The 23,488-nt window shown below is 66.5% G+C and carries 26 protein-coding genes; 15 read left to right on the top strand and 11 right to left on the bottom strand.

The annotated features are described in order from the left end of the window. Positions 1 to 8: 8 nt before the first annotated feature. From ACSBP4_RS07595 to ACSBP4_RS07580, 4 genes are all read left to right on the top strand, one after another. Positions 9 to 1,028: an ABC transporter substrate-binding protein gene (locus tag ACSBP4_RS07595; protein WP_435551817.1), complete on the top strand. Its 1,020-nt coding sequence runs from the start codon at positions 9 to 11 to the stop codon at positions 1,026 to 1,028. After that, positions 1,025 to 2,008, top strand: a complete 984-nt coding sequence (locus ACSBP4_RS07590; RefSeq protein WP_435551816.1) for an ABC transporter substrate-binding protein — start codon at positions 1,025 to 1,027, stop codon at positions 2,006 to 2,008. Before ACSBP4_RS07595 ends, ACSBP4_RS07590 begins: the two co-directional genes overlap by 4 nt. A gap of 147 nt (positions 2,009 to 2,155) precedes the next feature. Next, positions 2,156 to 2,791 carry an HAD family hydrolase gene (locus ACSBP4_RS07585; RefSeq protein ID WP_006647833.1) on the top strand — a complete coding sequence of 212 codons (636 nt, stop codon included), beginning with the start codon at positions 2,156 to 2,158 and terminating at the stop codon, positions 2,789 to 2,791. A gap of 91 nt (positions 2,792 to 2,882) precedes the next feature. Continuing rightward, positions 2,883 to 3,080 carry a hypothetical protein gene (locus ACSBP4_RS07580; RefSeq protein WP_006647832.1) on the top strand — a complete coding sequence of 66 codons (198 nt, stop codon included), beginning with the start codon at positions 2,883 to 2,885 and terminating at the stop codon, positions 3,078 to 3,080. A gap of 23 nt (positions 3,081 to 3,103) precedes the next feature. Here ACSBP4_RS07580 and ACSBP4_RS07575 read toward each other — a convergent pair whose 3' ends face one another. Next, on the bottom strand, positions 3,104 to 3,364 hold the full coding sequence (locus ACSBP4_RS07575; RefSeq protein WP_435551815.1) for a glutathione S-transferase N-terminal domain-containing protein: 261 nt from the start codon (positions 3,362 to 3,364) through the stop codon (positions 3,104 to 3,106). 142 nt (positions 3,365 to 3,506) lie between these two features. On the opposite strand from ACSBP4_RS07575, the gene ACSBP4_RS07570 reads away from it, so the two are divergent. Next, a complete protein-coding gene (locus ACSBP4_RS07570) occupies positions 3,507 to 3,836 on the top strand; it encodes a hypothetical protein (protein WP_435551814.1) in 330 nt (109 codons plus the stop codon). 183 nt (positions 3,837 to 4,019) lie between these two features. Here the strand turns inward: ACSBP4_RS07570 and hemA are convergent, their stop codons facing one another. From hemA to ACSBP4_RS07550, 4 genes are all read right to left on the bottom strand, one after another. Next, positions 4,020 to 5,342: a glutamyl-tRNA reductase gene (hemA, locus tag ACSBP4_RS07565; protein ID WP_435551813.1), complete on the bottom strand. Its 1,323-nt coding sequence runs from the start codon at positions 5,340 to 5,342 to the stop codon at positions 4,020 to 4,022. Continuing rightward, entirely contained in the window at positions 5,342 to 5,995 is a 654-nt protein-coding gene (locus ACSBP4_RS07560; RefSeq protein ID WP_435551812.1) for a precorrin-2 dehydrogenase/sirohydrochlorin ferrochelatase family protein, read from the bottom strand. The genes hemA and ACSBP4_RS07560 overlap by 1 nt, the downstream gene beginning before the upstream one ends. A 29-nt stretch (positions 5,996 to 6,024) precedes the next feature. Then, positions 6,025 to 7,107 carry a siroheme decarboxylase subunit beta gene (ahbB, locus tag ACSBP4_RS07555; RefSeq protein ID WP_049965827.1) on the bottom strand — a complete coding sequence of 361 codons (1,083 nt, stop codon included), beginning with the start codon at positions 7,105 to 7,107 and terminating at the stop codon, positions 6,025 to 6,027. Between the two features lie 249 nt (positions 7,108 to 7,356). Further along, positions 7,357 to 7,773: a DUF5778 family protein gene (locus tag ACSBP4_RS07550; RefSeq protein WP_006647826.1), complete on the bottom strand. Its 417-nt coding sequence runs from the start codon at positions 7,771 to 7,773 to the stop codon at positions 7,357 to 7,359. Positions 7,774 to 7,939: 166 nt separating this feature from the next. Here ACSBP4_RS07550 and uppS point away from each other — a divergent pair, with 166 nt between their 5' ends. Beyond that, on the top strand, positions 7,940 to 8,872 hold the full coding sequence (uppS, locus tag ACSBP4_RS07545; RefSeq protein WP_435551811.1) for a polyprenyl diphosphate synthase: 933 nt from the start codon (positions 7,940 to 7,942) through the stop codon (positions 8,870 to 8,872). A gap of 84 nt (positions 8,873 to 8,956) precedes the next feature. Then, complete coding sequence (locus ACSBP4_RS07540) at positions 8,957 to 9,331, top strand: DUF7344 domain-containing protein (RefSeq protein ID WP_006647824.1); 375 nt, start codon at positions 8,957 to 8,959, stop codon at positions 9,329 to 9,331. A 7-nt stretch (positions 9,332 to 9,338) separates the two neighbouring features. On the opposite strand, the gene ACSBP4_RS07535 is transcribed toward ACSBP4_RS07540, so the two are convergent. Beyond that, on the bottom strand, positions 9,339 to 9,944 hold the full coding sequence (locus ACSBP4_RS07535) for an undecaprenyl diphosphate synthase family protein (RefSeq protein WP_006647823.1): 606 nt from the start codon (positions 9,942 to 9,944) through the stop codon (positions 9,339 to 9,341). A 159-nt stretch (positions 9,945 to 10,103) separates the two neighbouring features. Between ACSBP4_RS07535 and ACSBP4_RS07530 the strand changes: the two genes are divergently transcribed. Then, positions 10,104 to 11,429 carry a DUF92 domain-containing protein gene (locus tag ACSBP4_RS07530; protein ID WP_049965830.1) on the top strand — a complete coding sequence of 442 codons (1,326 nt, stop codon included), beginning with the start codon at positions 10,104 to 10,106 and terminating at the stop codon, positions 11,427 to 11,429. 30 nt (positions 11,430 to 11,459) lie between these two features. Here the strand turns inward: ACSBP4_RS07530 and ACSBP4_RS07525 are convergent, their stop codons facing one another. The 4 genes from ACSBP4_RS07525 to ACSBP4_RS07510 form a co-directional block, all read right to left on the bottom strand. Continuing rightward, positions 11,460 to 11,633 carry a hypothetical protein gene (locus tag ACSBP4_RS07525; RefSeq protein ID WP_172704490.1) on the bottom strand — a complete coding sequence of 58 codons (174 nt, stop codon included), beginning with the start codon at positions 11,631 to 11,633 and terminating at the stop codon, positions 11,460 to 11,462. Between the two features lie 130 nt (positions 11,634 to 11,763). Continuing rightward, positions 11,764 to 13,200 carry a DNA primase DnaG gene (gene dnaG / locus ACSBP4_RS07520; RefSeq protein ID WP_435551810.1) on the bottom strand — a complete coding sequence of 479 codons (1,437 nt, stop codon included), beginning with the start codon at positions 13,198 to 13,200 and terminating at the stop codon, positions 11,764 to 11,766. A gap of 185 nt (positions 13,201 to 13,385) precedes the next feature. Next, a complete protein-coding gene (locus ACSBP4_RS07515) occupies positions 13,386 to 13,571 on the bottom strand; it encodes a DUF7344 domain-containing protein (protein WP_435551859.1) in 186 nt (61 codons plus the stop codon). Positions 13,572 to 13,597: 26 nt separating this feature from the next. Continuing rightward, on the bottom strand, positions 13,598 to 14,419 hold the full coding sequence (locus ACSBP4_RS07510; RefSeq protein WP_435551809.1) for an ArsR/SmtB family transcription factor: 822 nt from the start codon (positions 14,417 to 14,419) through the stop codon (positions 13,598 to 13,600). 176 nt (positions 14,420 to 14,595) lie between these two features. Here ACSBP4_RS07510 and ACSBP4_RS07505 point away from each other — a divergent pair, with 176 nt between their 5' ends. The 7 genes from ACSBP4_RS07505 to ACSBP4_RS07475 all read left to right on the top strand — a co-directional run bounded on the left by ACSBP4_RS07505 (position 14,596) and on the right by ACSBP4_RS07475 (position 22,819). Further along, positions 14,596 to 14,847, top strand: coding sequence for a DUF3311 domain-containing protein (locus tag ACSBP4_RS07505; protein WP_049965833.1), 252 nt, complete (start codon positions 14,596 to 14,598; stop codon positions 14,845 to 14,847). Continuing rightward, positions 14,844 to 16,319 (top strand): sodium:solute symporter family protein, encoded by a 1,476-nt coding sequence (locus tag ACSBP4_RS07500; RefSeq protein ID WP_435551808.1) that lies wholly within the window; start codon positions 14,844 to 14,846, stop codon positions 16,317 to 16,319. Before ACSBP4_RS07505 ends, ACSBP4_RS07500 begins: the two co-directional genes overlap by 4 nt. A 138-nt stretch (positions 16,320 to 16,457) precedes the next feature. Then, positions 16,458 to 17,096: a hypothetical protein gene (locus ACSBP4_RS07495; RefSeq protein ID WP_435551807.1), complete on the top strand. Its 639-nt coding sequence runs from the start codon at positions 16,458 to 16,460 to the stop codon at positions 17,094 to 17,096. Between the two features lie 49 nt (positions 17,097 to 17,145). Beyond that, positions 17,146 to 17,373 (top strand): hypothetical protein, encoded by a 228-nt coding sequence (locus ACSBP4_RS07490; RefSeq protein WP_006647816.1) that lies wholly within the window; start codon positions 17,146 to 17,148, stop codon positions 17,371 to 17,373. A 50-nt stretch (positions 17,374 to 17,423) separates the two neighbouring features. Beyond that, positions 17,424 to 18,326 (top strand): HFX_2341 family transcriptional regulator, encoded by a 903-nt coding sequence (locus ACSBP4_RS07485; protein WP_049965837.1) that lies wholly within the window; start codon positions 17,424 to 17,426, stop codon positions 18,324 to 18,326. A 668-nt stretch (positions 18,327 to 18,994) separates the two neighbouring features. Further along, positions 18,995 to 21,661, top strand: a complete 2,667-nt coding sequence (locus tag ACSBP4_RS07480; RefSeq protein WP_435551806.1) for a valine--tRNA ligase — start codon at positions 18,995 to 18,997, stop codon at positions 21,659 to 21,661. Positions 21,662 to 22,063: 402 nt separating this feature from the next. After that, on the top strand, positions 22,064 to 22,819 hold the full coding sequence (locus ACSBP4_RS07475) for a glucose 1-dehydrogenase (RefSeq protein WP_435551805.1): 756 nt from the start codon (positions 22,064 to 22,066) through the stop codon (positions 22,817 to 22,819). A gap of 29 nt (positions 22,820 to 22,848) precedes the next feature. Here the strand turns inward: ACSBP4_RS07475 and ACSBP4_RS07470 are convergent, their stop codons facing one another. Further along, complete coding sequence (locus ACSBP4_RS07470; protein ID WP_435551804.1) at positions 22,849 to 23,484, bottom strand: TetR/AcrR family transcriptional regulator; 636 nt, start codon at positions 23,482 to 23,484, stop codon at positions 22,849 to 22,851. Positions 23,485 to 23,488: the final 4 nt, after the last annotated feature.

Here is a 23,488-nt window from a genome sequence, read left to right as displayed (position 1 = left end):
TTCCAGCCATGACCGACATCGACATCAGTACCCAACAGGCGGCGATCGACGAGTATCAGGGCGACCCCGGCGACCGACCCGTTCTGCGGGCCCGATTCGAACACAACGGGAGCCCGCGGTACATGCTCTATACGATCACGCGGTTCGGCATCGATCACGACCACGGCTTCCACCTCGACCTGCAACTGGTCTCGGACGAACTGGACGAGGGCCGCGAGACCGTCGAGGCGAAACTCCAGGAGGGCGACGCCGACCTGATCGACATCGACTACGTCTCGACGGCGCGGGAGCGCGCCGCGGGCGCGCCGATCGTCGCCTTCCATCCCTACGGCCAGACGGTCGGCGGCCTCGTCGTCCCCGAGGATTCCCCGATCGACGGGCCCGAGACCCTCTCGGGCCACCGGATCGGCGTCGTCAGACGCCTCGACAAGAACTGGATCCTCGTCCGGGCGGCCTGCCGCGAGTTCCACGGCTTCGATCCCGACGAGACGGCCACCCCGGTCGAGGCCGGCTCGAAGGTCGAACTCACGCGCCTGCTCGAGGACGGCGAGGTCGACGGCGTCCTCCAGTTCTGGCAGATAATTCCCGAAATCGTCGAAACCGGGCCGTATTGCGAGGTCCTCCCGATGTCGCGGGTGGTCGACCGGCTCGCGGACGCCGATGCCGGCGGTGAGGATCGACCGATTCCCGTCTCGACGTTCCTGACGAGCGAGGACTACCTCGCGGCTCACCCCGATGCAGTTCGTGGGTTCCAAGGCGCGTATCGCGACGCGGTCGACCGGTTGCAACGCGACGACGACCTCTGGGACGAGATCGGCGAGCGGCTCATGTACGAGGACGATCCCGCCGTCGTCCGTGCCGTACGGGACCGGTGGCGCGAGATGGTCGTCCGCGACTGGGACGAGGGCACCGTCGACGGGATGGAACGGCTGTTCGACCGACTGAAAGGAGTCGCCGGCGCGGACGCCCTCGGCGTCGCGGAACTCCCCGACGGGCTGTTCCGGCTCGACCTCGAGGTGAAGACATGAGCGGACCCGCTCCGCTCGCCTTCCAACTCAACTGGGAGCCCAACGGCTTCCAAGCACCGTATTTCCTCGCCCGTGAGGCGGGCCACTACGAGGCCGAGGGCCTCGCGGTCGAGTTCGTCGAGGGCCACGGCTCGCCGTACGCGGCCGAACGCGCGGCCCAGGGCGGCGCCGATATCGCGCTGGCCGGGGCCAGCGCCGTGCTGGCGAAACGGAGCGAGGGGTTCGAGCCGCGGGCGATCGCCGCGGTGACCCAGAAGACGCCCGCGGCCGTCTACACCTTGCGCGACGTCTTCGGCGAGCCACTCTCCGAGCCCGAACAGCTGGCCGGGCGGACCGTCGCGCCCTCCGCGACGAAGACCCGGATCCTCACCGCCCAACTGCTCGAGGACGCGGGGATTCGCGACGAGGTCGACCTGCTCGAGGTCGATCCCCACACCCACCACCGCGTCCAGCACAAGGTCATCGACGGGACCGTCGACGCGGCGGTCGGCGTCGTCACGAACGGAATCGAGATCGGCCGCGAACACGACCGGACGCCCGACGAACTGCCGATCGGCGAGTTCCTCGACATCTACGGGATGACGCTGGTCACGAGCCCCGAGTTCGCGGCCGACCACCCCGGGCGGCTCCGATCGTTCCTCCGGGCGACCGCCCGCGGCTGGGCCGACGCGACCCGCGACCCCGAGCGGGCGATCGACGTCCTCGTCGACCGGAACGCCACCCTCGAGCGCAATCGAGCGATCGAGCGGTTGAAATTCGAGACCGCCGCCAACCGGCTGCAGTTCACGCCGTTCGTCCGCGACCACGGCTGGGGGGCACAGGACCCCGACCGCTGGGATCGCCTCGGCGAGACGCTGTCCGAGACGGCGCTGCTCGAGGGCGAGATCGACCCCGACGCCGCCTGGACCGACGAGTTCCGACCGACCGACGAGCAGCTGGTGGCAGAGTACGCCGCCCGGACCCGGCCGACGGCCGACTGAGACGGTTTGTCGTACCGATTTCCCGGTGGGACCGCAGGGCGGTCGCGGTCCTCCCGGCGATGACGGACAGGAGACCGTCCGAGACCGGGCCGGACCCGCGTTCGGGCGACAGGCATTTACTCCGGTAGCCGCTACATTTGTGTCCGAATGACCCTCGACCACGACTACGACTTCTGGTTGCTCGATCTCGACGGGACCCTCGTCGACGTCGAGTGGTCCTACACGCGGGGGGTCTTCGACCGGGTCGGCGACCGGCTCGGTCGCGAGTTTTCCGATCGGCAGGCAGAGATCATCTGGAACGGCCTGACCGGCTCCCGGGACCGCCAACTCGAGGCGTGGGGGGTCGATCCCGACGCGTTCTGGACGGCCTTCCACGAGGAGGAGGACCCGATCGAGCGGGCCGAACGGACCTACCTCCACGAGGACGCCGCCGTCGTCGCCGATCTCGAGGTTCCGGTCGGGCTGGTCACGCACTGCCAGGAGTTTCTCACCGAACCCGTCCTGGATCACCTCGATATCCACGACTGGTTCGACGCGCGACTGTGCTGTACCGAGGAGACGGGCTGGAAGCCGGATCCGGGGCCCGTCGAGCGGGTGATGAACGACCTCGGCGTCGGCCACAACGGCCATCGCGGCGTCCTCGCGGGCGATGGGGCCTGTGACGTGGGTGCGGCCTGGAACGCCGGCCTCGACGCCATCCACGTCGAGCGCGTCGGCCACGAGCAACGGGGCCGCTGCGTTCTCGGGGACCACCGGGTCACGTCCTTCGACGAACTGTACTGACCGGCCTCGTCGTTCGGCCGCTTCGAGAGCGATGGGCGACCCACCGTCTCACCGAAAGGGCTTCAGGAGTACAGTCGGACTCGGAGTTACGATGAAGTACTGTCTCGACTGCGACTGGCACGCGACCGCCGCCGACGACCCCGACCAGCGCGACCGCTCTCGAGCGGCGATCGACCACTACGTCGAAACGGGCCACACGATCGACTCGAGCGAGTCGCTCGTCCGACCGACGACGCCCGACGGACTCGGGACGGTTCTGGCTCGCGAACTGGCTCCCTCGAGCGACTGACGTATCGAACGGCGCGGCCGTCGCTACCCGTAGTACTCCTCGAGATAGTCGACGATCTCGTCGCTCTCGTAGCGCTGTTCTTGTCGGTCGGTGTCGACGAGGAAGGGGATGGCGTCCGTGCCACCGAGGACCGTCATGGCCTCGTGGGCCCATTCGTTGCAAACCTCGCCGTCGCTTCCGGGCCGACGGGGGTTGTGAATCACGTACGAGACGCCGAGTTCCGTCAACGTCTCCCGAACCGTCGCGCTATGCGGGCAGTCCTCCGCCTGATAGAGTTCGAGCATTCGTCGGTCCGACCACACGGATCGCCATCAACGTTGGCCGGGCAGCCGCCGGCGTCGACCGGTCACCTGACCGTCGTATTCACGCCATCTTACCATTATTTCGACAGGAAAGCTTATGCCGGGACCCTCGCGTTATCGAGCCATGGCACGCGACACTCCGGTACAGAACAGTACAGCCGCGGACGCCACCCAGACACTTCCGAACCTCGTCACGATCGTCGGACGGGGCGTTCCATCGAACTTCGAGATCTCGGTCGACGGCGACCTCGAGATGCTGGCCGACGACCCTGTGGCCGAGGGGACCGTCGTCTCCGGCGGCGTCGCCGAGGGTGCGATCGACGTCGGCGTCCAGCGGTTCCGGTTTTCGGGACAGATGGCGAACGTCCGACTCGTGGACTGGAACGGCAACGAGGCGGCCGACTCCGCGAGCGTCCCGACGGTCCACGTCGAGTACGGCTCAACACAGCGATAAGCAGTCGCGACACCCCGTGGACCTGGGGTAGGGTTTTCCGGCTCACGACGCTTCGATAGTCGCCACTGACAGTCACTGTCCATCCGATTGCACGACGGCGTTGCGATCAGTGGTTTCAACGGCTCCTATCGCGACGGCCCCGCGGCTCTCGACAGTTGATCGACTCCTCGAGAACGGTACCGGTCAATCGTCGTCGGTCGCGCCGATGCTCGCCTCGCCGCTCCCGGTGTTGGGTGCGATCGAGGGGGGAGCGATCGGGCCGTCGTTCTCGCCGAACTCCGGATCGAACAACTGCAAGGCGGTGTGGATCGTACTCCAGTCGTCCTCGGCCGCGGCCTCTCGCAGGCTCTTGGTCGGCGCGGCGAGCAGTTGGTTGATCAGCGAGTCGGCCATCGACTCGAGGACCTCGCGGTGTTGCTCCGACGGCTCCTCGAGATGCGAGAGGGCGGTCTCGACCTCCCGTTCTTTGATCCGCTCGGCGGCCTCGTACATCGCCGCGATGGCCTCGTCGGCGCGGGCGCGCTTGTACTGTTCGGTCAGGAGATCGAACTCCCGATCGACGATCGCCTCGACCTCGCGAGCGGCGTCGGTGCGTTTGTCGCGCGTCTCCGCGGTAATCGACTCGAGGTCGTCCAGATCGAAGACTCGAACGGACGACAGGTCGTCGGCCGCCGGGGCGACGTCTCTGGGCTGGCCCAGATCGACGACGACCTGCTCGCTTGGGCCCTCGAGGTGGCGGGGTTCGAGGACCGGCTCCTCGCTACCTGTCGCCGTGACGACGACGTCGGCACGCGAGGCGACGGAATCGAGCGCCTCGAGTGGTGCGGCCCGGGCGTCGGTTTCGGCCTCGAGATCGGCGACCAGATGGTCGGCATGGGCGATGGTCCGGTTGGCGATGACGACTTCCGCGACGTCGGCGGCCGCGAGACTCCGCGCGGCGAGTTGTCCCATCTCGCCGGCCCCGACGACCAGCGCGGTCGCGTCCTCGAGCGCGATCTCCTCGGCGGCCCGGCGGGTCGCGGCCGAGCCAAGCGAGACGACGCCCTCGTTGATCGCGGTCTCGGTGCGGGCGCGTTCGCCGACGTGGATCGCCTTCGTGACGCCGGCCTCGAGCATCGAGCCGATGCCGCCGGCGTCGCGCGAATCCTCGTAGGCGGTCCGGACCTGCCCGATGATCTGGTCCTCGCCGAGGATCACCGACTCGAGGCCGGCGGCGACACGCATGAGATGGCGTAAGCTCTCGTCGTGGTCGGTCACGACGACCGCCTCGTCCGCGACGCCGGCGAAGAACTCCTCGAGGGCGGCTCGACCGACGGCGTGGTCCGGCCCGACGACGTAGGCTTCGACCCGGTTGCACGTCGAGAGGACGTACGCCTCCTCGATGTCGGGAACGGCCAGCAGCTCCTCGACGGCGCTTGACTGGCCGTCGGGACTGGCAGCGGCGAGCTGGTCGACGCTACCGCTTCCGTGTGTCACTCGCGCCGCAGTGACGACTCCGGTCGACATCACGTTCGATCACCCCCTGAGCGTTCCTCGCCGAGCACGTCCTCGATCACTTGGGCACAGTTGGAAGTACCCGTACGTAAAGCTGTCCAAAGGTCCGGGGAATTGACGACGTCGGTGACGATCGCCCGGCGGCGCTCCGCCGGCACGTCGCGGGCCTTGAGTTCCGCCCGCAACTCGCCACAGACCCGCGCCATCTCGCCGGCCCCCGAAAGCGTCTCCTCGAGTTCTTCACGAAGGTACTTGCTCAGCGCGGGCGCGGTGCCGCCGGTCGCGACGGCGACGGTCACCGGATCCTCGCGGACGGTCGCGGGGACGACGACGCTGCCGACGTCGCGTTCCCCCGAGCGATCGGCACGGTTGACCAACGCCCCCCGCTCGCGGGCCGCGTCGGCGACGGCCTCGTTGACCGCCGCGTCGTCGGTCGCGGCGACGACCAGAGCGGGCTCGGTCCGCTCGAGCCACGCCGGGACGTCCGCGGGGTCGGGCGCGGCTCGGACCCGTTCGGCCCCGCCGAACTCGCGATCGGCGAAGGCCGGGCTGACGACGATCACCCGCGCCTCGCGGGCGAACCGCCGGGCCTTCCGGGCCCCGACGGGACCGCCGCCGAAGATCAGCACCGTCTCGTTCGTGAAATCGTGCAAAAGCGGTATCATTGTCGAAGATCTGTGTCGGACGGGCGGCGTTACTGCGCTCTCGTGTTCGCGTCCGCTCGTTCCGCCATTCGTATGCCGGTCTTCTTCAAGATCTGCGTCGAGTGCAAGGTATCCCAGTCGTTGGCCGTTACGTCCCAGTACTCCTCCATCCGTTCCCGAACGTGTTCGACTCGCTGCTGGCTTTCGGCCTCGCTACGGCCGTGGGTCATCGCGAAGAAGTTGTACGGCCAGACGCCCTCGTGACGCGGACGCCGGTAACAGTGTGTCACGAACGGAAGTGCGGCGATTTCGGGGCCGACCTCGGGAACGATTTCATCGGGGACGTTCCAGACCGTCATGCCGTTTTCCGTGTACCCCAGGGCGTAGTGATTCGGCACGACGCCGATCCGGCGGATCTTGCCCTCGCGTTCGAACCGCTTGATCGTCTCGAGGACCCACTCGCGGTCCTGCCCGATCGCGTCGGCGACATCGGCGTAGGGCGTCGCCGTCAGGGGCATGCCGTCCTGGACCTCGATCACGAGGTCGCGTTCGGCCGGGGCAAGCGTCGCCGCGTCGGTCGGCTCGATCGTGGGCCCCAGATCCGAGCGGTCGATGCCGGCCGCCTCGACGTCCCCGTCGCCGTCCAGCGGGCCGTCGACGTAGAACTTGGCCTCGACGCGGAACTCCCGCTGTTTCGGCAGATTGTACGTCTCCTGTCCCGTTTCGGCCTCGATCTCGTCGAGGACCGCCGCGACGCGGTCCTCGTCCGCGACGCTCACGACGAACCAGACGTTGAGGTGGGGGTGTTCGCGCTCGTAGTTGTGGGCCACCTCGCGGTGATCGTTGACCGTCTCGACGATCTCGTCGAACCGGTCTTCGGGGGCGTGCATGGCGACCAGCGTCGCCGCGCCGCCGATCTCCTGGGCGTTGACGAGCGGCCCGAACCGCGAGAGAACGCCCCGGTCGTCGAGGTCGCGGATCGTCTCGAGCAGCTCGGTGGCCGTAATGTCGACCCCGTGGTCGCGCATGGCGGCTGCCGCCGGTTCGAACGGTCGTTCCACGACGGGGAACCCGCCCTGATAGGCGTTGACGACCGCCCGCTCGCGCTCCGTGAGATCGACGTCCGTGGTCATACGAACCCCTCGGGACTGACGGTGTATAAGCGGATTGGAACCTCGGATCCGGCCGTCCACACGGCCGGCTGTCTGCTGCCGACGGTTCACGCCAGTAGTGCGGTACCGGTCGGTATGAAGCAGGTCGTCGACTCGAAATAGCCCGTCTGATCCGCTTCGCGGGCACGACGGACGGCATCGTCCTGCCCCCGAACACGTCGGCCGACCGACAGCGGTTCGGGCACCGGCTGTCGGTCACACGCGACGGTCTTACTCGCCTTCGACGCCGGTCACGTCGAACCCCAACTCGCGGATCCCCTCGAGGATGGCTTCGTGGTCGGCCGTGGCCCGGTAGTAGATGACGATGTCGAAGCTGCCCTCTCGCAGCAGTTGCTGACACTCCCAGACGAACTCCTCGTCCTCCAGCGTCAGGCCCTGGTGTTGGTTCGAGGAGAAGTCGGGGTCGTCGTTGCCCGAGTGGACGAAACAGTCCGTCGGGTCGTAGCCCGACTGTTCGGCGATGATATCGCCGACGTCGATCGTCGCCTGCATCATCTTGACGTCCTCCTGACCGTCGTAGTCGGTGTGGACGATCGCCCCGTTGAGGTCGATCTCGCCGGGCTCGAGCAGTGCCTTGGTCCGCTGGTAGAGGTCCTCGTCGATCGGCTGTTGGTTCGCGTCTGCCATTGTCAGAACCGTGAGGGGCCGGGCCCAAAGCCGTCACGGTTCGGACGGGCCGATCGACCCGTCGTTCGGCGGGATTTTACCCGTCTCGATACACGGTATCAAACCGGTTTCGCGCTCGGAGAAGGACACGCAAGACACATACGCGTCGGTGACCTTCCTTCGAGTAATGAAGCGGTGGCTCCGAAAACGCGTCGACGCGGCGTACGAGCGGTTGCTCGCCCGCGAAGTGTCGGGTGCGCCGACCCACGTCGCCGTCATTCAAGACGGCAACCGACGATACGCCCGCAAACGGGGCAGCGATGCCCACGAAGGCCACCGTGCGGGGGCCGAGACGACCGAACACGTCCTCGAGTGGTGTCAGGACATCGGCGTCGAGGAGTTGACGCTGTACACGTTCTCGACGGAGAACTTCGACCGTCCCGACGAGCAAAACGAGGCGCTGTTCGACCTGCTGTGTGAGAAACTCCACGAGTTCGCGGACGCCGACCGCGTCCACGACAACGAGGTCTGCATTCGCGTGATCGGCGAGACGGACATGCTCCCCGAGCGGGTCCAACACGCCGTCGAATACGCCGAACGCCGCACGCACGACTACGACCGGTTCACGCTCAACATCGCGCTTGCGTACGGCGGTCGCTCGCGACTGCTCGAGGCCACCCGCGGAGTCGCCGCGGACGTGGAGGCGGGCGACCTCGACCCCGAGGAGATTGACATCGAGGACATCGAACGCCGGCTATACGACCGGCCGATCCGGGACGTCGACCTGATAATTCGACCCGCCGGCGAAGAGCGTACCTCGAACTTCCTGCCCTGGCACGCCAACGGCAACGAGGCGGCCGTCTTCTTCTGTACACCCTACTGGCCGGAGTTCTCCAAGGCCGACTTCCTCCGGGGGATCCGAACCTACGAACACCGGGCGGAATCGTGGCGGCGGACCCGCGCCCGGCGCGCGCTGGCCCTGCTCGGTGCCGTCAGCGAGACCGAACTCGCCGAGGCCCGAGCGATCGTCGATCGGTTCCGCGACTCGCTGCCCTCCGCCGAACGGCCCGACGCCGACGATCTCGAGGCCGGTGACTCGGGTAGTCAGGCCGCGGACTGACCGCATCGGTTCTCGTCCCCACCGGTAACGACTACTTCAGCCACCAGAAGACATTTCACTGTCATTATGGCAGTAGTAGTCGTGATGCCGACTCCGAACACCGCCCCTCCAGTCGACGTCGAACGGTTCGTTCGGCTGACGAACGTCCCGCTCGACGAGGCGTACACGCTCCTCGCGAACCCGCGGACGCGTCTCGCCTTGCACGCGCTATCGGCGGCCGAACCACCGGTTTCGGTCACCGAATTGGCCGCCGTCGTCGCCGACCGGGACGGCGCCGACGAGCGGACCGTTGAAGCGTCGCTCGTCCACGTCGTCCTCCCGAAACTCGCGGGTGCGGACGTTCTCGAGTACGACGGTGAAACCGGTCGAATCCGTCTCGAGCGCCCGGTCGTCGCGGCCGCGGATCCGTTCACGGACCCGTCGCTGCCCGACCGATCGGGGCCGAACGCGTCCCCGTGACCCGCGATCAGCGGCCGAACCGCCGCGACCGGTTACAGTACTCTCGGACCGCCCGGAGGAAGTCCCGCTTGCGGAAGTTCCGCCAGTTCACGTCGGTGAAGTACAGTTCCGAGTAGACCGACTGCCAGATCATGAAATCCGAGAGCCGTTCGGCTCCGGTCTTGATCACCAGATCCGGCTCCGACGGGAATATCAGGTGGTCCTCGACGCTGTCGTCGTCGATCTCGTCGGGCGCTAACTCGCCCGCTTCGACCCGTTCGGCCAGCGTCCGGACCGCGCTGGTGAACTCGTGTTTCCCGCCGAGCCCGATCCCGATTCGGATCGGCGCGTCGGCCCGGGCCCGATCGCCCGGGCCGCGAACCGCGACCGGCCGCGGCGCATCGATCGTCTCGAGTTCCCGTTGCAGGGCCGGCACCGCGGCCTCGTCGAGGACGCTCACGTAGACCGTAATCCGCGATGCGTACTCCGTGGCCCACTCGAAGAAATCGGTCAGCGTCTCGTAGGCTCCCCGTTCTAGGAGATCGCGTTCGGTGATCACGAGCGCGACGTGATCGGGCGGGTCGCCGTCGTGACGCCGGATCCGAAAGGCGAGGTACCGTTCGTACAGTCCCACACCGGCGATTTTCTCGGCGGCTGCTATACCGGTTACGGGTTCGGACCGGTCGTTCGACGGCCGGCCGATTCGTCCGGAGTGGGGCCGCTGAGTGCGGTAATACCCGCCTCGAGCGGTTCACGAAGCTTGAAGTAACCGCCACAGAAAGGGATCGATATCGTGACAGCACCCGTTCGGCGAGCCGGCGTGTTCGCGGCGCTCTGTACGCTCTCGCTCGCCGTGCCGCTCTTCGGTCCGCAGGTAGGTGCCGCCGTCGCGGGCGTCGTCCTGCTCGGGGCCTACCTCGTCCCCGAGGGGTCGCTGTTCGACCTGCTCGCCTACCCGGGCGACTACGAGGACGCGCGGCTGTACGGCCTGATCACGTTCGTCCTCGCGGGGGTCGCCCTCGGGCTCATCGCGACCGCGGCGTCGATGCCGGTCGCCGTCTTCGTCGGGACGATCCTGCTGGTCGGCTACGGTAATCTCGGCGAGCAACTCGTCAGGCTCCGGACGGACAACGACGTCGTTCGCGTCGCCGGTTTCTGTCTCGCGGGGAGCCTGGCCGCCGTCGCCGGACTGGCGGGGACGCGGGCTCTCGCCGGCGATCCCGTCGCCGCGGCGCTGCCGGTCGTCGTCTTTCTGGCCGCGAGCGGTGCCGTTCTCGGCGCGTTGCTCCGGGACATGCTGTTGCGGTCCGACGACCCGATCGTCGTCCTCTCGGTCGGCCTCCTGCTGTGGCTGCTCGCCGAACTCGGCCCCTCAATCGGCCGCCTCGAGATCGTCGTCGCGCTCGCGGTCACGGTCGCGCTCGGCTACGCCTCCTACGCCCTCGAGACGGCCTCGATCGCCGGGATGCTCACCGGCGTCTTGCTCGTCTTGCTGACGATCGTTCTCGGGGGGTACGGCTGGGTCGCCGTCCTCGTTTCCTTTTTCGCCATCGGCGGCCTCTCGACGAAGTTCCGGTACGACCGCAAGACGGAACTCGGCGTCGCCGAGGACAACAACGGGGCCCGCGGCAGCGGCAACGTCCTGGGCAACGCCGCGGTCGCGCTCGTCGCCGTCCTCGGCTACGCGGCCAGCGACGCCGGATTGCTCCCCCACGAACCCGAACTCTTTCTCTTCGCGTTCGCCGGGTCGATCGCGACCGCGATGAGCGACACCCTCTCGAGCGAGATCGGTAGCGTCTTCGATCGCCCCCGGCTTATCACGACGCTCGAGCCGGTCGAACCCGGCACCGACGGCGGCGTCACCTGGCAGGGCGAACTCGCCGGTCTCACGGGCGCGACCGTCGTCGCCGCCATCACCGCCGGCGTCTTCCCCGAGATCGACCTCGTCGGCGGGGCGATCGTCGTCGCGGCCGGCGTCGTCGGGATGACCGTCGACAGCCTCCTCGGGGCAACCCTCGAGGGGCCGCTGCTGGGTAATCAGAGCGTGAACTTCCTCGCGACGCTGTCCGGCGCGCTCGCCAGCGCCGCGCTGGTGATGGTCGTTCCTCTCCTCGGCTGACGTTGGCGTGAACGAAAACCGGCACACGAGTCAGTCGTCCGCAGTCGAGAACGACGGCTCCTCGAGTGACTGTTCGGACTGTTCCTCGAGACCGAATCGATCGTCGGCCCGCGCTTGCCCTCTGGCGGCGGTCGTCGTCGCCCATAGGGTCACGAGAATCCAGACGCCGAGCAGCGCGAGCGCGGCGGTCGCGGGTGGTGCCATTACCGGCCGCTCGGCACTCGCCGCCTATCAACGGTTCGGACCGCTCCCGGCCGGTGAGGACGCCGTCGGAGCCACTGCCAGCACTGTCCACCCGGCCCACGACTCTCCTGCGATCAGTACGAAACCCGGTTCAGTGGCTCTTGTTCGTCTCCGGCGGTCGCTCGGCGATCTCGTCGATCGCGTGGATCCGGACGGCCGTCGGCCGTTTGGTGAACTGCCCGAGCGAGCGGGCGACGATCCGGTCGACGCCGCGGTCGGCCGCCAGATCGAGCAGCCGCTGTCCCAAGGCGTCGTCGAGGACGACCGTCGTCGGCACCGGCTCGAGGTCCTCGAGGGCGTCGTACGCGTCGCCGGTGTGGACCTCGTCGATCGTCTCCCCGTCGCCGTCGAGGAACCGAACGCGGTCGGTCTCCGCACGGACGACGGCGGCTGCGTGGCCGTAGACGGTTTCCGGTGAGCGATCGTCGTCCGATTCGGCCTCGTCAGCGGCCGTCCGGTCACCGCCGGATGCCGGGGACGACTCCGCACCGGTTCGGTTCGGTCCGGACTCGTCCGCCGATCGGGTCGTGGCCGTCCGTTCGGTCTTCGCTTTCGCCGGCTGCGTCGGGTCGGCATCGGCGGCGGTCGCCCCGTCGCCGGTCCCGGTCTCGGTCGTGGCCGTCGTCTCTCGACGGTCGGTCGCGTCGGGTCCGGCGTCCGACGGCGGCGGGGACGGCGTCGCACTGCCGTCGGTCGCGGCGACCGCCTCCCGGGGTTCGTTCAGTTCGGCGACGGTGTCGTAGGGGACCTTGTTCCGGAGGGCGGCGAACAGTTCGTGATGGTCCAGGTCCTCGACGGAGCCCTCGGCCGGGGCGAAGGCCACGTAGTCGATGTCGCCGACCTGTGCGAGTTCCTCGAGGATCAGATCGCCGCCGCGGTCGCCGTCGAGGAAGGCCGTGACGGTACGGTGTCGGGTGAGTTCGGCGACCGCGTCGGGGACGTTCGTCCCCTCGACGGCGATGGCGTTTTTGATGCCGTATTTCAACAGCGTGAGGACGTCTGCCCGTCCTTCGACGACGATGATGGCGTCGCTGTCCGTCACCCGGGGACCCGCGGGCAGCCCCTCGTACTCGGTGATGTCCTCGACGCGGACCTGCTGGCGGACCTCCGCGAGGATCTCGTCGGAGGACATGATCGTGTCGTCGAAGCCCGTCCGGAGCAGTTCCTTCGCCCGGTCGACGACTTCCTTTCGCTTTGCCGCCCGGACGTCCTCGATCTCGCGGATCTCGAGGGCGGCCCGACAGGGACCGACCCGCGAGATCGTCTCGAAGGCGGCCGCGAGGGTGGCGGTTTCGACTTTGTCGAGGCTCGTCGCGATGGTTACCTGGCCGTGTGACTGGCCGCCGGTACTCGTGATTTCGACGTCGATACGGCCGACTTTGCCGGACTGACGGAGGTCGCGAAGGTCGAGGTCGTCGCCGAGCAGGCCCTCCGTCTGGCCGAAGATGGCACCGACGACGTCGCTGCGTTCGACGACCCCGTCGGCCGTCACGTCCGCGTGAATGAGGTATTTCGAGGTGTCTTCCATGGGAGATCTGTCCCCGTGAGGGGCGGTGACGCGGGAAACGCGTACAGAGACCGATTTATATACGATTTCGTTCGTGAAAGGCAAATAGCTGTTGACCCGTGCCAGCCTTGCATCCCGGCTCCCGGTCGGACACTCCGTGACTCGTCTCGTGTGATCTCGCGAGGGTGCGGTCGCCGCTGGCTGTACTAACCGTTCGTGGTCGATCGCTCGGCCGCGAGATAGCGCCGGGGTTGCTCGAGGTGCGCTACGTGATCCAGGAGCGCGACCTCATCTCGCTCCTGACTGTAGCGGACGTGGTCCGCGTCCGCCAACTTCGGGACCTGCGTGTGAGAGAGCGAGACGGAGACCCGCTTGACTGCCTCGGCCGAAATCTCCGGCAGCGGGCGGTCGTACTCCCTCAGTACGCCGGTCGGTACCAGTACCAGTAGGCCGCGACCGCGAGCAGCACGGTCAACCCGCCGAGGAAAAACAGCAGTCCCGGCGGAACGGTTCCGAAGACTGCATCCGCCACTTCCGCGCCGCCGTCGGCAACGTTGCCGACCGTCTCGTTGTCCGTGGCGTTCTCGAGGAGGTCGCCGTCGGCACCGTCTGCACCCACATCACCGTCGGCACCGTCCGCACCCGCATCGCCGGCGGTTCCGTTGTCGTTTTCGCCAACGTCTGTCGTCCCCATATCGTTCCCGTCCTCGGTCGATTTAGGGCTCGAGCCGTCGTCGGCCCCACCGTCCGCCCCGACGGGCTGTGCCCCGCTATCGTCCGTCGGCTGCCCGTCCGTGGGTCCGAGCCACCGCGTCGCCGCGTACTGGACCAGCAGGCTTCCGCCGGCCAGCACGCCGACGCCGCCAAGCAGCCGCGAGAGCGCCTCCTTGAGCCGCGTCGCGCGGGACTCGTCGCTGGTCACGATCAGTGGCCCGTCGGTCGTCGCGTAGACGCTCATCTCGTTGCCCCGCGAGGAATACCACGTATCGACGATTTCGACCAGCCCCGCGTCCTCGAGTTTCTCGAGGTGGTAGCGGACGTTCTGGATCGAGGAATCGACCGCCTCGGCGATATCGCTCGGCGTCGCCGGCTCGCCGTCTAGATGCGCGTAGATCCGCCGTGCCGTCGTCGACGAGAGCGCGGCGAAGACCGCGTCGGCGTCCTCTCCCTCGAGATCGACGACGCGGGGCGTGCCTTCCTCGGCGTTCGTTTCGGAGCGAAAGGGAAACAGACGAGCCATACAGGTGTCGGTTCCTATTCGATGACAAACACATATACTCTTTTTCCTCGGTGAAAGACCGATTTCACCTACCGGAAACCGCAGGACATGGTGGGGATGCCCTATCGATGAATATATTTCTTCGATATCGGTATTCGAAGGGCAAGAACTACCCATGTCGGGACGAACGATCCGACATGCGCCGGACTGAACTGTTGCCGTGGCTCGCAGCCGCGGTCGTCCTCGCCGGACTGACCGTGCCGTGGTTCCTGTGGGGCTCCTCGACCGTCGTCGCCGGACTGCCGGTCTGGCTCTGGTGGCACGTCGGCTGGATGTGTCTCGCGTCGGTCGCCTTCTGGCTGTTCGCCCAGCGGGCCTGGGGACTCGGCATCGAAACGGCCGCTGACGGCTCGCGCGACGGGACTGACGTCAGAGGTGACCGCCGATGAACGCCGTCGCCATCCAGCTGTCGATCATCATCGGCTACCTGCTGTTGGCCCTCGCCGTCGGGTTGGTCGCCTACCGGCTGACCGACCGCACCGCCGAGGACTTCTATCTGGCGAGCCGAACCCTCGGAACCGTCGTCCTGCTCTTTACGACGTTTGCGACGTTGCTGTCGGCGTTTACCTTCTTCGCCGGCCCGAACGTCGCCTACGCGCAGGGCCCCGAGTGGATCCTCGTCATGGGGCTGATGGACGGGATCATCTTCGCCGTCCTCTGGTACGTGATCGGCTACAAGCAGTGGCTGCTCGGCCGGCAACACGGCTACGTCACGCTCGGCGAGATGCTCGGCGACCGCTTCGGCTCGCGGTGGCTTCGCGGGCTCGTCGCCGCCGTGAGCCTCGTGTGGCTCTTCCCGTACGTCATGCTCCAGCAGGTCGGGGCCGGCACCGCCCTCGAGGCACTCACGAACGGCGCGGTCTCCTACGCCGCGGGGGCCGGGCTGATCACCGCGTTCATGATCCTCTACGTCGTCGCCGCCGGGATGCGCGGGATCGCCTGGACCGACACGTTACAGGGCGTGTTCATGCTCGTGACCACGTGGGTCGCGCTGCTGTGGGTGCTGTCGGCCGTCGGCGGCCCCGGCGCCGCGACCGAGGCGCTGGCGTCGAACCCGGACACCGCCGGCTTCCTCTCGCTTGGCAGCGACTACTACACCGTCAAGTGGATCCTCTCGACGGCGATCACGATCGGCTTCGGCGTCGCGATGTTCCCGCAGGTCAACCAGCGCTTCTTCGCCGCGGGCTCGAAAACCGTACTCAAGCGTACCTTTGCCCTCTGGCCGATCCTGTGTGTCCTCCTGTTCGTTCCGTCGTTCATGCTCGGCGCGTGGGCCGCCGGCCTCGGCGTGCCGAAGCCCGAGGGCGGGAGCATCCTGCCTGCCGTCCTCGCGGAGTACACCCCGACTTGGTTCGCCGCCTTGGTCATCGCCGGCGCGATGGCCGCGATGATGTCCTCTTCCGACTCGATGCTGCTGTCGGGCTCGTCGTACTTCACGCGGGACCTGTACCGACCGGTCGCCGCCTTTTTCGGCCGGGACCTCTCAGACCGACGCGAGGACCTGATCGCCCGCATCGGGGTCGTCGTCTTCGCGACCGCGGCGTTCGTCGGCAGTCTCCTCCGGCCTGCCGGCCTGTTCGAACTCGGCGAGGCCGCGTTCAGCGGCTTCGCACAGCTCGCGCTGCCGGTCCTGCTCGCGCTCTACTGGCGGTCGATCACGCGGGCCGGCATCACCGCCGGGATCCTCGCCAGTCAGGGCTTTTACCTCTCGAGTCTCTTCCTCGCCGTCGTCCCCGGCTCCTACGCCGGCTGGACGGCCGGCATCGTCGGAATGGGGCTGAGCCTCGTCGTCACCGTCGCCGTCTCACTGGTCACGTCGCCGGCGGCCGAGGAGCGCCGCGCGATCTATAGTAGTCTCTGAAACGGTTCGCGGCCGATCGGTCGCCGTCGGTGATCGGGCGCGGACTGACTTTCAGTGACTACTATCCTTCGATCGACTCGGCGCGGACTGACCCGCGAACCGCCACGCTGAACCGCCCCGCCGTCGTATCCGTCGGCGATGGCTATCGATCTGCCGCCCGCAGTGGCCGACGACTGGCACCACGTCGGCGGCCGGACCGACGACCGGAGTCTCTCGCTGGCCACGATCACCGCCGAGACGGCCGTCTTCCGCCACCGGCCGACCGCCGACGCCCTCGAGCGGCTCCGCGCCGACGGCTCGGTTCCGGCCCGGTCGCTGTTTACCGTCGACCTCGCGATCAGCCCCTCCCTCTCGGCGATCGGGCTCGACCCCGGCGACGCCCTCGAGCTGGCCGCCCCGAAGGCCCGCGACGGCGTCGTCGAGACGCTCGCCGACGACAGGATCGAGGTCGGCGCGGAACGCGCAAACGAGTACATCGACCGGCCCGACGGGGCCATCGGCCACCTGACGGTCCTCGAGGCCGCGTACCCGATCGATGCGAACGCGGCGACCGACGACGGGACGCCCGACGACGACCCCGCGACCATCGACGCCGAGGTCCACGTCGCGGTCTGGCCCGACGGCGAGTCCTACACGCTGGCCGGCGGCCTCCTCCCGCTCGAGGCCCCCGAGTCGGACCTGCTGGCGGCCGCCCTCGACGTCGATCCGGCCCGCGATCGCGAGGCGATCGTGGACCTCTTCCGGGGGCTCGACCTCGAGGCCTCCGACGGCGACTGACCGTCGCTCTGTCGTAATAATTAGGTGATCGGGGCGTGATCACCCAACCATGGCACACTACGGCGGTCGGAACTATTCGAAACTGACGAAGACCGGCTTTTTTGTCGGCCTCGCGCTCTTCGTCGTCGGAACGGGGACCGAACTGGTCGGTCACGCCCTCTTCGGCTCGCTCCCGCAGTGGGAGAACACGCTGCTGTTCGCGATGGCGCTCGTCGGCTTCGCGATCGGATTCGCGTCGCCGTTCGTGTTCGGGATCATCATGCCGCTGACCGAGTGACGCGGCCGAGATTCGAGGGGTTTTGTATCGGCCCGGTCTAATCCCCAGCCATGCAAACCCACATCGTCCCGGTCGGCTTCGACTACGACCGGCTGATCGCGCCGCTGGTCCGCGATCAGATCGACGTCGACAGCGTCATTCTGCTCGAGGGCGCGGTCGGGAGCGAGGCCAACGTCGAGTACTCCCGCCACCTCTCTCAGAAACTCGAGACCGATTTCAAGAACCTGCTGGGGGCCGACACCGATCGGTTCGTCCTCGAGGACGTCTACGACTACGACGACGCCTTCGAGCAGGCCTACGAACTCATTACTGCGGAACTGGACGCCGGCAACGAGGTCTGGGTCAACGTCGCCGCGATGCCCCGGACGGTGAGTTTCGCCTTCGCCAACGCCGCCCACTCGCTGATGGTCGAGCGCCAGGAGGACCGCGAGGGAATCCACACCTACTACACCGCCCCCGAGAAGTACCTCGAGACGGAACTCGCCGAGGAACTCCGTGAACAGATCGCCCTGCTCGAGGACCTCCGGAACGACGACGACCCCGAAGACGACCGGATCGCGACCCGCCTCGAGAGCGCGCGGGACCTGCTGGCCGAGTTCGACGAGCGTGGGACGACGATCGGCGCGAAGGAGATCGACGGCAAACACATCGTCGAGTTACCGGTCGCTTCCTTCTCGAACGTCAAGCCCTTCGAGGAACTCATCCTCTACAAGCTCGGCGAGGACGGCGAGTTCGACTCCGTCTCGGAACTCGCGGAGTCGCTGGCCCGCGAACTCAACGAGGAGTACACCGACAGCTTCCGCTCGAAGGTCATCTACAACGTCGACCGGCTGGGGCCGGGCGGCAAGGGCTACATCGAGCGCGAGGAACACGGGAAATCCTATCGGACGCGGCTGTCGCGGATCGGCGAACTGTGGGTGCGGGCCCACTCGGACGACGATGCAGACGAATGAGATCCTCGGCGGTTGATTTTCTTCGACAGACCATAATATAGACAAAAGTTACTTCAGAATAGAAATTGATTTCATATCTGTATGCGAGAGGCTTTCGGAGGTATCTCCGGTCTCGGAGATCCATGGGTGATCGTTCCTATTTCGCTTGTTATCGCGTCTCTCGGCCTGTATCTGCATCTACATACCGAGCGAAGAGACAGTAGTCGAATTCTGTCTGCTGTGGCGTTCTCACTCCTCGGATATTACACCTATCTTTCGAATCAGCTTCTACTCACAGTATTACTCTCAATAGCAGCAATTTCGACGCTGTTCTCTTTGGCGCATGTGCGATACCTCAATCGATAATACTCGACTAGTATAGTGGTTGGGTGAACGAGTAGAAGACCGGTAATTCTCCGAGTAGCGATCGACAGTGGACGACGAAACACCTAACACCGTTCCCGGGGCAAGTGAGACGTATGATCGAGTCCGTCGCGGCGAACGACCCGTTCGACGGCCCGTGCGGCACCGTTTTCGTAGGGGCCCCGTAGCCCCGCATTCCCACCCCGTTTCGACGGATGTATTGTCGCCGACCAGCATTCACAGCACAACGACCGCTCTATGGACGACGATCGACTGCACGTTCGAACTTCGACGGATCGACGACGCCCGCGACGGGCGGTGAGAGCATGAGCATGGATGCGCCCGACCAGGAAGACGCACCGAGCCTCGAGGGCGGCTACGACCCCGAGGCGGTCGAGTCGCGCTGGCAGGAGCGCTGGGTCGATTCGGACGTCTACGCCTACGACGGCGACGAGAAGCGCGACCCCAACACGGTCTATGCGATCGACACCCCGCCGCCGACGGTCTCGGGGAGCCTGCACATGGGCCATCTCTACGGCTCGACCCTGCAGGACTTCGCCGCGCGATTCCAGCGGATGGCCGACGGCGACGTCCTCTTTCCCTTCGGCTACGACGACAACGGGATCGCGAGCGAGCGCCTGACCGAGAAGGAACTGGACATTCGTCATCAGGACTACGAGCGCCGGGAGTTTCAGGAACTCTGCCGCGAGGTCTGTACGGAGTACGAGGCCGAGTTCACGGAGAAGATGCAGGACCTCGGGACCTCGATCGACTGGAACAACACCTACAAGACGATCGAACCCCGCGTCCAGCGGATCTCCCAGCTGTCCTTCCTCGACCTCTACGAGAAGGGCCGCGAGTACCGCAAAAAGGCCCCGGCGATCTGGTGTCCCGAGTGCGAGACGGCCATCTCGCAGGTCGAGATGGAAGACGACGAGCGCGGCTCGCACTTCAACGACATCGCGTTCGAACTCGCGAGCGACGGGACGGACCGCGACGAGTTCATTATCTCGACGACGCGCCCCGAGCTGATCCCCGCTTGCGTCTCCGTCTTCGTCCACCCCGACGACGAGGAGAACCAGGACCTCGTCGGCGAGACCGCTCGCATCCCGATCTTCGGCCACGAAGTGCCGATCATCGCGGACGAGCGCGTCGACATGGAGAAAGGCAGCGGCGTCGTGATGTGTTGTACCTTCGGCGACCAGAACGACATCGAGTGGTACCAGGCCCACGACCTCCCGCTGCGGGTGGCCATCGACGAGTCCGCGACGATGACCGACCTCGCCGGCGACTACGAGGGCATGTCCACCGAGGAGGCCCGCGAGGCCATCGTCGAGGACTTGGACGACGAGGGTGCCCTCCGTGACCGCTGGGAGATCTCCCACGCCGTGCAGGTCCACGAGCGCTGTGACACCCCCGTCGAGTACCGCGTCTCCAAGCAGTGGTACGTCGAAATTCTGGATCACAAGGAAGAGTACCTCGAGGCCGGCCGGGAGATGGACTGGTACCCGGAAAAGATGTTCACCCGGTACAAGCACTGGATCGAGGGCCTCGAGTGGGACTGGCTGATCTCGCGCCAGCGCGACTCGGGGATTCCGTTCCCGGTCTGGTACTGCGCCGACTGCGATCACGAGGTCATGGCCGCAAAGGAGGACCTTCCGGTCGATCCGCTGAGCGACGACCCACCCGTCGATCACTGTCCGGAGTGTGGCCACGACGAGTTCGCCGCCGAGGACGACGTCTTCGACACGTGGGCGACCTCTTCGCTGACGCCGCTGATCAACGCCGGCTGGGACTGGGACGACGACAGCGAGGCGTTCACGATGGACAACCCCGAACTCTACCCCTTCGATCTCCGTCCGCAGGGCCACGACATCATCTCCTTCTGGCTGTTCCACACCATCGTTAAGTGCTACGAACACACCGGCGAGGTGCCCTTCGACGCGACGATGATCAACGGCCACGTCTTAGACGAGAACCGCGAGAAGATGTCGAAATCGAGAGGGAACATCGTCGCCCCTGACGAGGTCCTGGCGGAGTATCCCGTCGACGCCGTCCGGTTCTGGGCGGCGAGCGCCGCCGTCGGCGACGATTTCCCGTATCAGGAGAAGGACCTCACCGCGGGCGAGAAACTCCTCCGGAAGCTCTGGAACGCCTCGAAGCTCGTCGACACCCTCGCACCGCGCGAGCCCGACGAACCCGCCGACCTCGAGGCGATCGACCGCTGGCTACTGGCGGAACTCGACGACGCCGTCGCGGATCTGACCGCCCACTTCGAGGACTACGAGTTCGCGAAGGCCCGCGACCGCCTGCGGACCTTCTTCTGGAGTACCTTCTGTGACGACTACCTCGAGATCGCCAAGACCCGCGAGGACAACCCGTCGACCCAGTACGCGCTGCGGACGGCCCACCGGACCTTCCTCGAACTCTGGGCGCCGTTCCTGCCCCACGCGACCGAGGAGATCTGGCAGGCCGTCTACAGCGACGACCCCGCGGCCCTCGAGGCGACCAGTATCCACGTCCGCGACTGGCCCAGCCCGCAGGGATACGAGGCGGATCTCGAGGCCGGCGAGACCGCCATGGAAGTCATCTCCGCGCTGCGCCGGTACAAGAGCGAGAACCAACTGCCGCTGAACGCCGACCTCGAGTCGGTGTCGGTCTACGGCCCGGTCGACGGCTTCGAGGCCGCGATCCGGAACGTGATGCACGTGCGGGACCTCACGCTCCTCGAGGACGAGCCCGAGATCTCGACCGAGGTCGCCGAAATCGACCTCGATTACTCGACGCTCGGGCCGAAGTTCGGCTCGAAGGTCGGCGAGATCGACGCCGGCATCGAGAGCGGTGAGTACGAGATCGACGACGAGGACGGCGTGCTGCGCGTCGCCGGCAAAGAACTCGATGACGAGCTGTTCGAGGTCGAACTCGAGCGGACCTACTCCGGCGACGGCGAGATGATCGAGACCGAGTCGGCGGTCGTCATCCTCGAGGGCTGAAACGGCCGCCCAAAGCGGGTCCGTCGGAGCCCCGTTGGAACGTCGAGAAATCAGTACTGCAGTTCGCTAACTGCCGCCGTTCGTCGCGGCTGACTGCTCGATCGCGAACGGTGCTGGCCGTTTTCGCCATTCGTCGCGGTCGGCGACCGGAACGGTCCTCTGGCGCTCGCACCGAGGGTCGTACGGCGTGACACCTACCCGACTGGGCAGTGTTCGGACGATTCTGTGAGGTATTCGCGATAGTGAGGAGCTGTTGTCCCCGTTCGGTGACCCGGAGCGATCCGGATCGCTTCGAGACGGGACGAGTCCGAACCGAGTACACCGTGTTTGGCCTGAACGTGTCGTCCGTTGAGGAAGAGTGTGGCCCAGGATTTATATATTAACCAAATATTCAATACAAGTATGACGGACGAATTCGACGGGAAGACGGTGATCGTAACGGGAGCGGGATCGGGTATCGGACGGGCGTCGGCAGAACAGTTCGCATCTCGAGGGGCACGGGTCGTCGTCGCCGACGTCGACGAGGACGGCGGAACCGAGACCGTCGCCGGGATCGAAGCGGACGGTGGTGAAGCGACCTTCGTGTCAGTCGACGTCACCGACGAAGACGACGTCGAACGGATGGTCGAAACCGCGTGTGAAACCTACGGCGGCCTCGACGTGGCCCACAACAACGCGGGTATCGAGGGGGAAAACGCGCCACTGACCGAACAGACGGCGGAGAACTGGCACCGCGTTCTCGACATCAATCTGACGGGCGTCTGGTTGTCGATGAAATACGAACTCCCGAAACTCGTCGAGGGGGACGGCGGTGCGATCGTCAACACGTCTTCGATCGCCGGCCTCGCAGCTGATGGGACCGCACCCTATACGGCGAGCAAACATGGCGTCGTCGGGCTCACCAAATCTGCGGCCGTCAACTACGCCGATCGGGGTGTTCGCGTCAATGCGGTCTGTCCGGGCGTCGTCAGGACCCCGATGGTGGAACGATCGCTCGAGGAACACCCCGATGCGGTCGAACGGATCACCGGCGAACAGCCCCTCGACAGGATGGCAGAACCGGCGGAAATCGCCAGTACGGTCGCGTGGCTCGCCTCGGCGGACGCGTCGTTCGTGAACGGTCACGCCCTTCCGGTCGAAGGCGGAAAACTCGCCTGAGTGGAGAGCCCCGATCCGACGAGTCCAGTTCAGTCGTCGTCCGCTCGGGGCGCGCTCGAGTCGGCGTCGGCCGAGATGCGGTCGATGTGGGACTCGATCGCGGCCTTGAGCGAGTCGATCGACTCTGCCGGCTCATAGACGGTGAGACGCCGTGCCCGCGTTCCGATCAACAGCGAGAGGAACAGTTCCGCCTCCACTGCCGGATCGATCCGTTCGAAGTCTCCGGCTTCGAGACCGCGCGAGAGGATGTCCGTGAGATGCGATTTGAGTTCGTTGTCGACAGCCAGGTACTGTTCCCGACAGTCGTCGTCGTGGGGCGCGTTGACCCGGAGTTCGAACATCGCGAGCATCACGCGATACGGCTCCTCGTCGACGGTCGTCGGTAACAGCGTGTCGACGAGCGTTTCGAGTTCGTCTCGAGGCGACTCCGAACTGGCCGGAAGTTCCGCGAGAAACCGCTGTAGAACGTAGTCGAGGAAGTCGACGAGCAGTTCGCTTCGCCCGTTGTAGTGGTAATAGATCAGTGTTTTGCTGTTCTCGAACTCGTCCGCGATGTCTTGGATCGTGAGGTCGCTGTACCCGTGTTTACTGACGGCAGTGTACGTCGCCTCCATGATGTCTCGCTTCCGGGGGTCCATCTCGTCGATCGCGTCCGAAGCACACATACCC

Origin of the sequence: Natrinema sp. CGMCC1.2065 (genome assembly GCF_051225675.1) — an archaeon.
GTDB classification, from domain to species: Archaea; Halobacteriota; Halobacteria; order Halobacteriales; family Natrialbaceae; genus Natrinema; species Natrinema thermotolerans.
The sequence above is the reverse complement of the archived record's forward strand: the minus strand, read 5'-3'. Positions and strand labels throughout refer to the sequence as shown.

Excerpts from the sequence above, each read along its gene's own strand:
- ACSBP4_RS07470 (WP_435551804.1), bottom strand. The coding sequence starts at position 23,484 with ATGTGTGCTTCGGACGCGATCGACGAGATGGACCCCCGGAAGCGAGAC.
- ACSBP4_RS07580 (WP_006647832.1), top strand. The coding sequence starts at position 2,883 with ATGAAGTACTGTCTCGACTGCGACTGGCACGCGACCGCCGCCGACGAC.
- ACSBP4_RS07505 (WP_049965833.1), top strand. The coding sequence starts at position 14,596 with ATGCGCCGGACTGAACTGTTGCCGTGGCTCGCAGCCGCGGTCGTCCTC.
- ACSBP4_RS07540 (WP_006647824.1), top strand. The coding sequence starts at position 8,957 with ATGCCGACTCCGAACACCGCCCCTCCAGTCGACGTCGAACGGTTCGTT.
- hemA (WP_435551813.1), bottom strand. The coding sequence starts at position 5,342 with ATGTCGACCGGAGTCGTCACTGCGGCGCGAGTGACACACGGAAGCGGT.
- ACSBP4_RS07495 (WP_435551807.1), top strand. The coding sequence starts at position 16,458 with ATGGCTATCGATCTGCCGCCCGCAGTGGCCGACGACTGGCACCACGTC.
- ACSBP4_RS07560 (WP_435551812.1), bottom strand. The coding sequence starts at position 5,995 with ATGATACCGCTTTTGCACGATTTCACGAACGAGACGGTGCTGATCTTC.
- ACSBP4_RS07480 (WP_435551806.1), top strand. The coding sequence starts at position 18,995 with ATGAGCATGGATGCGCCCGACCAGGAAGACGCACCGAGCCTCGAGGGC.
- uppS (WP_435551811.1), top strand. The coding sequence starts at position 7,940 with ATGAAGCGGTGGCTCCGAAAACGCGTCGACGCGGCGTACGAGCGGTTG.
- ACSBP4_RS07475 (WP_435551805.1), top strand. The coding sequence starts at position 22,064 with ATGACGGACGAATTCGACGGGAAGACGGTGATCGTAACGGGAGCGGGA.
- ACSBP4_RS07590 (WP_435551816.1), top strand. The coding sequence starts at position 1,025 with ATGAGCGGACCCGCTCCGCTCGCCTTCCAACTCAACTGGGAGCCCAAC.
- ACSBP4_RS07525 (WP_172704490.1), bottom strand. The coding sequence starts at position 11,633 with ATGGCACCACCCGCGACCGCCGCGCTCGCGCTGCTCGGCGTCTGGATT.
- ahbB (WP_049965827.1), bottom strand. The coding sequence starts at position 7,107 with ATGACCACGGACGTCGATCTCACGGAGCGCGAGCGGGCGGTCGTCAAC.
- ACSBP4_RS07485 (WP_049965837.1), top strand. The coding sequence starts at position 17,424 with ATGCAAACCCACATCGTCCCGGTCGGCTTCGACTACGACCGGCTGATC.
- ACSBP4_RS07575 (WP_435551815.1), bottom strand. The coding sequence starts at position 3,364 with ATGCTCGAACTCTATCAGGCGGAGGACTGCCCGCATAGCGCGACGGTT.
- ACSBP4_RS07510 (WP_435551809.1), bottom strand. The coding sequence starts at position 14,419 with ATGGCTCGTCTGTTTCCCTTTCGCTCCGAAACGAACGCCGAGGAAGGC.
- ACSBP4_RS07490 (WP_006647816.1), top strand. The coding sequence starts at position 17,146 with ATGGCACACTACGGCGGTCGGAACTATTCGAAACTGACGAAGACCGGC.
- ACSBP4_RS07595 (WP_435551817.1), top strand. The coding sequence starts at position 9 with ATGACCGACATCGACATCAGTACCCAACAGGCGGCGATCGACGAGTAT.
- ACSBP4_RS07585 (WP_006647833.1), top strand. The coding sequence starts at position 2,156 with ATGACCCTCGACCACGACTACGACTTCTGGTTGCTCGATCTCGACGGG.
- dnaG (WP_435551810.1), bottom strand. The coding sequence starts at position 13,200 with ATGGAAGACACCTCGAAATACCTCATTCACGCGGACGTGACGGCCGAC.
- ACSBP4_RS07570 (WP_435551814.1), top strand. The coding sequence starts at position 3,507 with ATGGCACGCGACACTCCGGTACAGAACAGTACAGCCGCGGACGCCACC.
- ACSBP4_RS07550 (WP_006647826.1), bottom strand. The coding sequence starts at position 7,773 with ATGGCAGACGCGAACCAACAGCCGATCGACGAGGACCTCTACCAGCGG.
- ACSBP4_RS07500 (WP_435551808.1), top strand. The coding sequence starts at position 14,844 with ATGAACGCCGTCGCCATCCAGCTGTCGATCATCATCGGCTACCTGCTG.